General features: G+C 46.4%; 10 protein-coding genes. 1 reads left to right on the top strand and 9 read right to left on the bottom strand.

Features of this window, described 5'->3' with window-relative positions; all coding sequences use genetic code 11:
- The first annotated feature begins 49 nt into the window (after positions 1 to 49).
- On the top strand, positions 50 to 838 hold the full coding sequence (locus tag AAAX36_RS01375; RefSeq protein WP_349073741.1) for an IS3 family transposase: 789 nt from the start codon (positions 50 to 52) through the stop codon (positions 836 to 838).
- 308 nt (positions 839 to 1,146) lie between these two features.
- Here AAAX36_RS01375 and AAAX36_RS01370 read toward each other — a convergent pair whose 3' ends face one another.
- The 9 genes from AAAX36_RS01370 to thrS form a co-directional block, all read right to left on the bottom strand.
- Positions 1,147 to 1,866, bottom strand: a complete 720-nt coding sequence (locus AAAX36_RS01370; RefSeq protein WP_349073740.1) for a glycosyltransferase — start codon at positions 1,864 to 1,866, stop codon at positions 1,147 to 1,149.
- 20 nt (positions 1,867 to 1,886) lie between these two features.
- Positions 1,887 to 2,864 carry a glycosyltransferase family 2 protein gene (locus AAAX36_RS01365; RefSeq protein ID WP_349073739.1) on the bottom strand — a complete coding sequence of 326 codons (978 nt, stop codon included), beginning with the start codon at positions 2,862 to 2,864 and terminating at the stop codon, positions 1,887 to 1,889.
- A gap of 79 nt (positions 2,865 to 2,943) precedes the next feature.
- The gene (locus AAAX36_RS01360) at positions 2,944 to 4,059 is read right to left on the bottom strand and encodes an EpsG family protein (protein ID WP_349073738.1); all 1,116 of its coding nucleotides are present in this window, start codon (positions 4,057 to 4,059) and stop codon (positions 2,944 to 2,946) included.
- Positions 4,053 to 5,183, bottom strand: a complete 1,131-nt coding sequence (locus tag AAAX36_RS01355; RefSeq protein WP_349073737.1) for a glycosyltransferase — start codon at positions 5,181 to 5,183, stop codon at positions 4,053 to 4,055. Before AAAX36_RS01355 ends, AAAX36_RS01360 begins: the two co-directional genes overlap by 7 nt.
- A gap of 169 nt (positions 5,184 to 5,352) precedes the next feature.
- The gene (locus AAAX36_RS01350; RefSeq protein WP_349073736.1) at positions 5,353 to 6,186 is read right to left on the bottom strand and encodes a glycosyltransferase; all 834 of its coding nucleotides are present in this window, start codon (positions 6,184 to 6,186) and stop codon (positions 5,353 to 5,355) included.
- Positions 6,187 to 6,888, bottom strand: coding sequence for a sugar transferase (locus AAAX36_RS01345; RefSeq protein ID WP_349073735.1), 702 nt, complete (start codon positions 6,886 to 6,888; stop codon positions 6,187 to 6,189).
- A gap of 196 nt (positions 6,889 to 7,084) precedes the next feature.
- Positions 7,085 to 7,540: a hypothetical protein gene (locus tag AAAX36_RS01340; protein ID WP_349073734.1), complete on the bottom strand. Its 456-nt coding sequence runs from the start codon at positions 7,538 to 7,540 to the stop codon at positions 7,085 to 7,087.
- 813 nt (positions 7,541 to 8,353) lie between these two features.
- The gene (locus tag AAAX36_RS01335; RefSeq protein WP_349073733.1) at positions 8,354 to 9,463 is read right to left on the bottom strand and encodes an acyltransferase family protein; all 1,110 of its coding nucleotides are present in this window, start codon (positions 9,461 to 9,463) and stop codon (positions 8,354 to 8,356) included.
- A 221-nt stretch (positions 9,464 to 9,684) separates the two neighbouring features.
- The gene (gene thrS / locus AAAX36_RS01330; protein ID WP_089571656.1) at positions 9,685 to 11,448 is read right to left on the bottom strand and encodes a threonine--tRNA ligase; all 1,764 of its coding nucleotides are present in this window, start codon (positions 11,446 to 11,448) and stop codon (positions 9,685 to 9,687) included.
- Positions 11,449 to 11,569: the final 121 nt, after the last annotated feature.

Genomic DNA, 11,569 nt, shown 5'->3' with positions numbered 1-11,569 from the left:
CTGCCCCTCCGATCGATCACAGGTTTCTTGAGGATATCGAAGAGCTCCTATGAGTACTGGAGGCCCCGCGTCGCCGCGCCGCGCGACCGCGACGCCGACATACGCGACCGCGTGGTGCGCATCTTCCGCGAGGGCTCGGGGTGCTGGGGGGTACCGCACCGTCTGGGCGCGCCTGCGCCGCGAGGGCGTCCGCGCCAGCGAGAAGCGCGTGGCCCGCGTGATGCGCGAGGAGGGCCTCGAGGTCGTCTACAACAAGAGGCGCGCCCGGGGCTGCAGCTCCTACGCCGGCGAGGTCTCCAAGGCGCCGGAGAACCTCGTGAACAGGAGGTTCCGCGCCGACGAGCCCAACCGGCTGTGGCTCACCGACATCACCGAGTTCAGGCTCCCGGGCGGCGAGAAGGTCTACCTGAGCCCGGTCATCGACTGCTTCGACGGGATGCCCGTCGCCTGGTCGATCGGGCTGCACCCCGACAAGCGCCTCGCGAACTCGAGCCTGCTCAAGGCCTGCGCGGCGAGGCCGGCGGGGGCGCGCACGACGATCCACTCGGACCGGGGCGGCCACTACCGCTGGCCGGAGTGGATCGGGATCTGCGAGGAGAACGGCCTGGTCAGGAGCATGTCCGCGAAGGGCTGCAGCCCGGACAACTCGGCCTGCGAGGGCTTCTTCGGGCGCCTCAAGAACGAGTTCTTCCGCTACAGGGACTGGGAGGGCGTGACGGCCGAGGAGTTCATGGGGAGGCCCGAGGCCTACCTCGTGTACTATCGGGATGGGCGCATCAAGAAGTCACTCGAGTGGCTAAGCCCGATGGAGTACCGCAGGAAGCCTGGATACGCCTAGGCGCGGTCCAAGAAATCGTCCGCACCCCCGTCACGCTGCGAGAATATCAGAAAATAACGTGCGCATTACCAGTGGCTAAAAGACCCTGCAGGAGTACAGCAAAGCAAAATAGAAAATCGACAAAGGTTATTAACCAAAATTAACAAATTAGATAAAGGAAAGGCCAAAAACAACAATTAGTAAATTCAGGCTTATCAAAAACACTAATGAAAAGATGTTTGAATTTAGCAAACGATTAATGTTTAGTATAAATCAATAACACACAACTATATTCAATGATTTATCTGAAAACATATTCGATAACCAAACTATGACCTTCCCAAGAGTTGCTTAATGGACGACATTGTATCTTTCCCTAAAATGGCTTCCAGTTTGGAATGAAAACGTTGTTGTGGAGTGATCCAAGACCCACGATAATGATGGATGGCGTAAGTATTTTCCGTCATATGTAATTCTTTGGAATTCCAACTCTTTGGATAAAAATAATCTGAAGGAAATAGACTAAAGCCGTTAATTGTTTGCTCAGTATTATCTAACACAGCACCTGAATCACTACACAATTTCGTAATGACTTCAACTATAGTTGTGATATCAAACTGACCGTTTGAATCAACAAAAGATCGTGCATCATATCCCTTAAGAAGTTCCATGAAAATAGGGTGTCTACGGCAAGAACCCATGATACCGGCAGCCACCTTGTTATCAGCTTCAAATCCCGAGAAAGCCTGAAGATCAAGAAACCTATCGAGAGGTCTCAATAATTCAACATCAGTATCTAAATAGAAACCCCCTTCGTTAACTAACAGCCAAAGTCGTGCATAATCGCTTGCAAACGCCCACTTCTTAGCCTCATAGGCTTCCCGGCAATAACGATTCATGTTCACATTAAAGTTAGATTCATCCCATCGCACAATCCGATAATCGGGACAATACTTCTCCCACGATGCAACACACTTATTCGCTAAGGGTGTCAACGGCTTGCCGCCAAACCAAATATAATGAATTGTTTTGGGAATCATATTTGCCATGTTAAATGCCTTTCAAGAAATTAACTGGTAGCCGGATGATTCTTAATGAATAAGAAAATAGGCTTGTAAATAAAACGACAAAACACAAATAAAATGGCCTGAACTTTTTTAAGAACAGAAATATCAGGATTAGTTAACACGGACCAAAGCAGACCAATAGCGTCCGATTTAATTAATATCAAAAGATGTGAAGGCGCATCAAATCCACGAAGAGTGTATTCGTTGTAAATTTGAACAAGCGAGAAAAAATAAGATGTTTCGCCAACATAAACCAAAGTCGGATAGAAGTTACGAAAGAAATGGAGTTGCTCCTGCGAAGCCTCAAGAGGAAACTCGTTAACATTTGAAGATCGAGAAATACTACCAGGACGACATCTGTAAAAATATAGAGGAGCATCCTCATAATAAACACTTTGGCACCTCAATAGAATCTTATAACAAACAAATTGATCCTCCGAGTTCTTACCCTCAGGAAAAACAACATCATCGAATAACTCACGTTTAAATAACTTACCCCACATTGACATATCAAACGATTTGAACGAATTAATCGCTTTGACCGCATCCTCTGGGCCAAGTTCAATTTTTGAATATGCAGGACGAACCTCATGAACAGCTGATGGGGCCTCATACAACATGCGACCACATGCGGATAAATCTGCATTATGCTCACGCATATTCTTTAACATGAATGAAAGATAATTTGGAGCAACGCAATCATCAGAATCAATAAAGGCAATCAAATCACCTCTTGCTGCAGCAAGGCCAGTATTCCTAGCTCCAGCAAGCCCTTTGTTAGACTGAGTAACTACTTTTATACGATTATCAAGTTGTGAATAATGTTCCAAGATCTTAGGAGAGGAGTCTGTCGACCCATCATTCACGGCAATAATCTCAAACGTATGCACATCTTGTCTAAGGATGCTATCAAGACAATCTTGGAGCCATTCTTCAACGTTATAAACAGGAACAATAACGGATATAAAACTATCGCGCATCCATACTCCTTATTAAAGAATTTAACCGACAGACAAGGTATTAAAAAAACAGAGACTTAAAACAGGATTCGATTACAAATCACATGATTCCATGAATCAAATTTGTAATATTCCTAAAATCAAAAATATAAGGAACGATTCCATGCCATTCAGGACGATAGAGTTCAATAACCACAAAATACATAATACAAATGAAACAAAGCGCTCCCTTAATAAAAACACTTTCCATTTTGGAGCTATTTTTAAGAGCATACGGTAAAGCAATTAAAACAAAAGGCGCAAAATAATAACTAAAGCGAGTAACTATCTCAATTCTCATGCCAAATGCGGTTAAAGCCAGCCAAAGCAACAAGCCCCACTGAATGACGGGACTCATCGAATTGAGCTCAACCATTCCCCTATTGCGACTACCGGCCTTTAAGTAGTTGAATACCAGGAAAACAAGCAAAAGGATAAACACGAACTGCGCTAAAGCACCACTGTAATTCGATCCCATGAAGCTCTCATCGTAAAAAATACTACGGCCTGTTAGATGCGCAATAGTCTGAAGTATCTGATCTATAAAAATATAAATAATTAACGAGCACGTTGCAAAAATTCCAACTGTTTTAGAATTAACTCTTAAGTATGATAGAGGCAACAAAATCAATAGAATTAATGCCGATTTGTGCAGAGTTGCTGCTAACAAACCCAAAAAAACGAATAAACAGTCCTTACGTTTATCCAGCACAATAATCGCAAGCATCCCTATAGAAATCGCCATGGCTTCTCGCATGATATTTAAATAATTCGGAAACATCACACATAGGAATATAACCGTACTTAATATTGATGAATCTGAAAATTTATATATAAATATACAAGTACATATGCAAAATATAGCGCTTGAAAATACTATCAAAATCTGATAATTATGCGTTATATAGCCCAGAATTCTACAAATGATCAAAAAACCTACTTCAAATCGAGAATTAAAAAAAACTAGATTTGAAAAAGGGACAAATGAGAAAGATTTATATGCTGCACAGTGCATTAAGGTATCAATGCCTACTGACACGCTACGACCTGCAGAAATTAAAAAAATTCCCCCAAATACCGACACTAAATATATCTTTTTGTGGAATAAAGAGCGCCCTGGCTGAATTACAAGTCCGAATAAAACTGCAAAGGAAACCATCAATAAATAGACTAGCATTTATAAGCTCCATTTATGAGCATCTCGTAGTAAGCCATTAACTTATTTGCGTTCTCTTTAGCCGAATATCCAGCTGAAATTAATTTTGCCTGAGAATTCCAGAGCCGACCAGAAACAATAGCGTCCTGAAGAGAAGAACACCAGACGGAGAATGATTCATCTAGAGAGATAAATTTTCCAGTACCAATGATGTCGCTTTCTTTTGGTACATTTGTGGAAAATACACAAGGTAGTCCAGAAGCTTGTGCTTCGACAGCTGAAATTGGAAGACCCTCACAAAGTGAAGGCATAAAAAAGACATCAAAAACTGAATAAAAACGCGCAACATCATCCCTTACACCTAAAAATAAGATTCGATCAGAAAGTCCAAGTTCATTAACACGCGCCTCAATAAGAGCCCTATCTTCTCCATCCCCAAGAATTACAAGTCGCGCATCACGAGAGTTTGCAAGAAACGCTTTAAATACGTTAACGGCAAATAAATAATTTTTTTGCTGCACAAAACGTCCTACACATCCAATGACGGGCGCCGATTGGGGTATTCCAAGTTCACAGCGCATTCTGCCACGAAAACTCTCGTCGAATACAAAATTCTCAAGATGAATGCCATTATTAATTACCTGGAATGAATCTTTACCAAATAAATAATGCCCGGCCTCATTGGAACAAGCAAGATATGCATTAGCATATTTCTTGCCTAAGGCAATTAGAGGCTTGTTACGCACGCGATGAAAAGCATTATCTGAAGAACTATTCAGGTGACTATGAATAATTCTTACCCCTACGCCTTCCTTCTGACACGCTCTCAATGTGACAAATGCGTTGTTAGGCACATGGCAATGAACTATCTGATAATTCTGCCCAATTTTTTCAAGAACATCGTTGGCTTCGTGCATGAATCCAATAGCAGACTGTTTAGCGTGCGTAACGGAATAAACTTTTGAGCCAGAAGCAACTAAAGAATTATCCAAACTCCCAGGAGGCAACTGACCATCCAAAACAGCGTGATGGAAAAAATCAAAATGAAAGCACTCTGGATCTATATAGCGTTTCATATTGAGAACGAAGCTAGTTATTCCAGAATCAATTGTAAGAGAAGGTAAAATCTGTAATACATTAATCATAGCTGCCCCTTAAATATTCAATCTGTCGATTTCACACACCCGCACCATTGTTATCATCATCAAGGTCACACTATATAGATAGAAAATCTATTCTATATATCGGTAAATGCCGTTATATTACACTGTAATACTAAGGCGATGACAGCAACCTTAAGTAAAACAGGCACCATTAACGATTTCGAAGCAGCACTCGATACAAATAAGCCCTCAAAAAATTGGGCATAAGACAGAGCACCACATGCGGCAAATAGGAACAGAGATAGTCAAGATTTGAAAAATAGCCACGCATAACCTGTGCTTTTTTGAATAACTTAGCGTACTTCAAATACTGCAAGCCACCCCTACGTGCATAAAAATCTTCACTTACACGCATCGCAACAAGAGGTTCACTTAAGTTGTCGGCCTGACAACCACAAGCGAGCATTCTGTTAAATAAATCCCAGTCCTCGAAGTAAAGAAATTCCGAACTGTAATTTCCGGCTTCGATCACCTTGGATTTTTTAAACGTCATGGAAGGATGACGGAAAGGATTCCGCCTTTTGGAGTAAGAACGTATAGCATCGATACCTTTAGGAAGATCTGTTGCCGCAACAGGATCGTTGGGAGACGTGACGAATTCGATGACATCGCTTCCAACCATATCGAGCCCACCATCAATAGCGGCAAGCTGTTTCTCCATACGATCCGGACGAGCAATATCATCAGTGTCCATACGTGCAACAATTTCGTTAGAGCAAGCAAGCATGCCCTGACGCAACGCATAGCCTAAACCATGGTTCACATCGTATGAAACAAAATTAAACAGACCAGGATACTTTGCGTCATACCGGTTGAGCACATTTTCAAGATCACGCGTAAGCGGACCATCCTTGACCATAACGATCTCACTAGGAAATACCGTTTGATTTAGCATGCTATCTAAAGCTTGAATTAAATAGGCGGGATTCTCTTGTTTGTAAATGCTCATCAGTACACTATAAGAACAAGTATCGGTTGATTGCATCTATCGCCCCGTTCTCTCTTTGCCAAACATGGCACCAAAGGTGTTCTTAAAGCATTTCCAGTCCATACGGAAGCAGCGGTTCTGCACGTAACGAAGTTCAATTTTCTGACGCAAACCGCTCTCAAAAGTTGCTGCGTTGCGGTCAGTTGCCTGCCAAAGACCTGTAATGCCAGGCTGAACGGAAAGCAACTCCGCCTTTTCCCCATCCGTAAAATGCTGCTCGAGCTCAACTCGCGTAATGGGACGTGGTCCGATAACAGAAAGGTCCCCATTCAGCACATTAAGGAACTGTGGCATCTCATCGATAGAAAACTTGCGAATAAACTGGCCAATCTTGGTAATACGAGGGTCATCGTCAACCTTGCGCTCGACTTCCCACTGATGTAGCTGTTCAGGACTCAAATACTTCTGCACATCGCCAGCATCGGCAACCATGCTACGAAGCTTAAAAATCTTGATGGTCTTTCCACCCTTGCCGACGCGTTCTTGTGTATACACAGGGCCGCCGGGTGATTCAAGACTAATGAGTGCACATATCACAGCAATAGGAACAAGCAAAATGATGCTCATCAAAAGACTAAAGACAAAGTCAAACAGCCTCTTAGCAAGGCGATAGCCCACCGTACCGCTCGGCTTAATTTGATCGATAGCCAGTGCGTCCCCCATTAATGCACGGCTCTCTGTTACTTCTTTAGCAGCCATAGTCAAACTTACGCCCCTGATTCCCGGGATCCCCCATCTGTAAATTCAAAATAACGATTAAATAGCTGGTACAACGTCTCCCTTACGTTTTGCTGGGAACGTCGAGCGGTAGCAACTCCCTAAATGCGGAGTCATCATCGCCCACATCCACAAGGCACCAGCGTTTATGTCGGTCGATCCATTTAACACGGGCCTCTTACCCCACCAAGGGACCCTGCTCTATGTGCAACACGCCGTCTTCTATACGGGCTACGCTTGCGCACCACGTCGTCATCCAATACGCTGCGGTACCAGTCCTGCGCATCGTCCGGCATGGGCATGTAAGCCCACTCCCTACTACCGGCGATGCGACAGCCAAAGCCCTATCAAGCGCGGGGGCATCGTGCGCAGCGGCGCAGAAGTATTCCTTGTACATGGGTTTGGTTTGGAGCGACCAGACGCCGTCCCGCTTAAACCAGAACTCCTTTTTCATCACAAAAGCGTCTTTCATAAGCTCGTGCGGGATAATGCGTCGAACCTTTTCGCAGGTCTCGCGCTCTTTTCCATTGGAGGTGTGGACCAGATACCAGCGCACGCAGCCATGCTGGCTGCTGGTGGTGGCGCCGTTAAATACACCGGGCAGATGCTCTTGGCGCTGTGCCGTCTGCTCCATGTCATCACCCCCCTCCCGCTTTGCGATGCACGCAAATGCAGGGGCGTTAAGAACAGGCTTCTCGCTCGCAACTAGGCGCAGTCGCAAAAGTACAGGTTTTTCTAGAGGGTTATGGAGATGCACCTACTAGCAGAACTTTTTGCGCGATCTGCGCAAACGCTGATTAGTTGCTCGTATAATAACGTCTGTGAATGATTGAAAAATCTGTACCTTTTTGTGAAACAAAAAGCCGCTTAACCAGCGACTTTTAGATAAATGGTAGTCGTTAATGACAGATCAAAAAAATCAATTAATCCGATCAGTGAATTAAACTGATAGAAACAAATCATATCTCTATGAATAATTAAACCGATAATTGAGGACCGACACGATATGATCCTTAATTCCATATTTGTGATAAATGCAGGGGCTGCTATCGCCCTCCTGCCCAGAAGAGCCAAAGGACGACAATCTGTCAGAAGGGGGCCTGAGAGCATACTGCATGCTCACCAGACGCGAACGGAACACAGTCCAGAGGATGCGTACAGACAGAACTTACGCCAGTTCGTAACAACAATCAAGTCAAGACATGGCAAACGCATGGACAACGCGACCGACATGAAGCTTGGGCACAAGGTTGGCCACAGGACACGCGCCGGGCTGAATGGAATACAGCCATCGAGCCCCACGAAGCACACTTCACCAGCACTTTTGACAAGGAGCAAAAATGGAGCTCTCGATATCGTGGTCGTTTAGATAGAAGCAATCGCGGATATATACCGTGGGCGCTCAGCCGGGAATAAAACCAACTTGAAATTCAATCCCTGTCCAAGGTTATTTACAGATGCCTGTAAACAACCTCGATAGACATTCCGTAGCTGCCTGACTCACTCTATCTATTTTGTTTCCAAACGTATTTAAATAAAGAAACGAAAGCATAACAGAGATCGTAAATATGAATATCGACAAAACTGCAATCCAGAAGAATAGAAAAGTATAGCCAAACGAATCATAGATATAAATCCAGATGGCAGGTCTTATAAACTGCCTCACAAGCAGATTCTCATGAATAAGATAAACATAGAGCGACGTAGACGATAAAGCATTAATAGCAGAACAAGAGAAAGGATTTAAGCGTGCCAGATTAAAAAGACCGACACTAGCAATGAACAAAAAAGGATTACCATTAAAGTCAAATTGAAGCATTCTATTAGCTAGAAAACCAAAATGAACGCCTGCAATTTCAAGAAGCATGATTAAAAAACAAGTTGCGCAGAATCCGAACAGAACAAGTTTGGTATTAAAAGCTCTATTGTTGATCAAGGACGATGCATAACGACGCAAATATGCCACTACTGTATACATCGAAACCATAACGATAAACTCAGTGCTGAAAAACGCCCCGTGCTTAACCATCGGAATGAACATATAAAATGCAATAAGTCCGAAGCAAAGAAATGCATGATTCCTCTTTCCTATCGAATCGTACATGCGATTCAAACAGGCATGGATGGCATAAAGCATCAAATAACACGTCACAAACCAATTATTACAATATGTTGTGGGAAAAATGCATTTTATCAAAGTCTTGGCATCAAGCCTAATTCCGATGAAAATACACAGCAATAATAGCGCAATTGATATTATAAATACATCAATTAATATACGTGCAATTTTTTTTATCTTGACTGAGTCATCTGCCGCAAGAAACCAAGAAGACGCTACAACAAAGATCGAATTCCCAAAAGCACCGAGAGTGCGGAGAAATACAAGTACCCAAAACCCAATATCCAAAGTAGCAATAGAATAGTCCACACGCCATGCCGCATAGCCCCCTTCCTCAGGGATCAGCAATGTTTGGACAACATGTGAAACCACGATACCCACAATTGCGATAATTTTTAGTAATTCAATGTTTGAATTGCGACTGTGCTCGCTACCCATGAAAAGAGATCCTTTCATTAATCGCATATTACACAATATGCGAGTCATTAAAATGCAGTAGGGTGGGCATTTATATATCAGTATTGATAAATATTAATGAAAGTATGCCCTCACTTGAATTCTCGCAAGATGATTAGCCACTCACCTAGCTTTACATCTTATTAAAAATGGGAGACCGACATCCAATCGACCTCCCAAGTCCGAAACAAAGAGTTAACGGTTTAGGCGCGGGTTTTGATCTCCTCGAGCACCTTGGCAACAAACTCGTCAACGCTCATCTGAACGGTCTCGTTGGAGCGATCGCGGACGGAGATGTTGCCGGCCTCGACCTCCTTCTCGCCCAGGATGAGCATGTAGGGCACGCGGTCGATGCTGCGGGCCTCGCGAATCTTGTAGCCGATCTTCTCGTCGCGGTCGTCGCAAACCACGCGAATGCCGGCCTCCTCCAGCTTGGCGCACACCTCGTGGGCGTAGTCGCGGCTCTTCTCGGAGACGGGAAGTGCCTTGACCTGCACGGGAGCCAGCCAGGTGGGGAACTTACCCGCAAAGTGCTCAATCAGAATACCGATGAAGCGCTCGATGGAGCCAAAGCAAACGCGGTGCAGCATGATGGGGCGCTTCTTGGTGCCGTCGGCGTCCACGTACTCCAGATCAAAGTTGAGCGGCATCTGGAAGTCGAGCTGGACGGTACCGCACTGCCAAGTGCGGCCGAGCGAGTCCTCCAGGTGGAAGTCGATCTTGGGGCCATAGAAGGCGCCGTCGCCCTCGTTGACCTCGTAGTCCATGCCCAGCTTCTCCAGAGCGGTGCGCAGGCCCTCCTCGGCGCGCGCCCAATCCTCGTCCGAACCCATGGAGTCCTCGGGGCGGGTGGAAAGCTCTACGTGGTACTTAAAGCCGAACTTCTGGTACACGGAGTCGATGAGGTTGACCACACCCACGATCTCGTCGGTCAGCTGGTCGGGGCGCACAAACAGGTGGGCGTCGTCCTGGTTAAAGCAGCGCACGCGGAACAGGCCGTGCAGGGCGCCGCGCAGCTCGTGGCGGTGCACCAGGCCAATCTCGCCAGCGCGAATGGGCAGCTCGCGGTAGGAGTGCGGCTTGGAGGCGTACACCAGCACACCGCCCGGGCAGTTCATGGGCTTAATGCAGTACTCTTCGTCGTCGATGACGGTGGAGTACATGTTGTCCTTGTAGTGGTCCCAGTGGCCCGAGGTCTTCCACAGCTGCTTGTTCATGATGAGCGGCGTGGAGATCTCCACGTAGCCGGCCTTGTGGTGAATCTCGCGCCAGTAGTCCAGCAGCGTGTTCTTAAGAATCATGCCGTTGGGCAGGAAGAACGGGAAGCCGGGGGCCTCGTCGCGCATCATAAAGAGGTCCATCTCGCGGCCGATCTTGCGGTGGTCGCGCTTCTTGGCCTCCTCCAGCATGTGCATGTGCTCGTCGAGCTCTTCCTTGGTGGCAAAGGCGACGCCGTTGATGCGGGTGAGCATCTTGTTGTCCTTGTCGCCCTTCCAGTAGGCGCCCGAGACGCCGGTGAGCTTAAAGGCCTTCAGCGCCTTGGTGTAGCAGATGTGGGGACCGACGCACATGTCGATGTAGTCGCCCTGCTGGTAGAAGGTGATGCGGGCGTCGTCGTCCAGGTCGCCGATGTGCTCGACCTTGTACTTCTCGCCGCGCTCCTCCATAAGGGCGATGGCCTCGGCGCGGGGCTTCTCGTACACGGAGAACTTGAGGTTCTCCTTGACGATCTTCTTCATCTCGGCCTCGATCGCGGGAAAGTCGTCCTCGCTGATCTTGACGCCCTCGGGCAGGTCGACGTCGTAGTAGAAGCCGTTGTCGGTCGCGGGACCGTAGGCAAAGTCGGCCTGGGGGTACAGGCGCTTAATGGCCTGCGCCATGATGTGCGCGGCGGAGTGACGGATGACGTGCGTGACCTCGTCCTGCGGGAGCTCGGCCACCGAACCGTCATTGTAGAGTGCCTTCATGGGTATGTTTTCTCCTCTCGGATGCCTGATGCAAGTGCGTGCGATGCGCTCGGCGTTTTTGACTTGCATCATTATAGGCAGGTTGCCTTGGTATACAAGCGCCCGCCGCACCTTAATGGCA

Origin of the sequence: Collinsella sp. CLA-ER-H10 (genome assembly GCF_040092475.1) — a bacterium.
Taxonomy (GTDB): domain Bacteria; phylum Actinomycetota; class Coriobacteriia; order Coriobacteriales; family Coriobacteriaceae; genus Collinsella.
The sequence above is the reverse complement of the archived record's forward strand: the minus strand, read 5'-3'. Positions and strand labels throughout refer to the sequence as shown.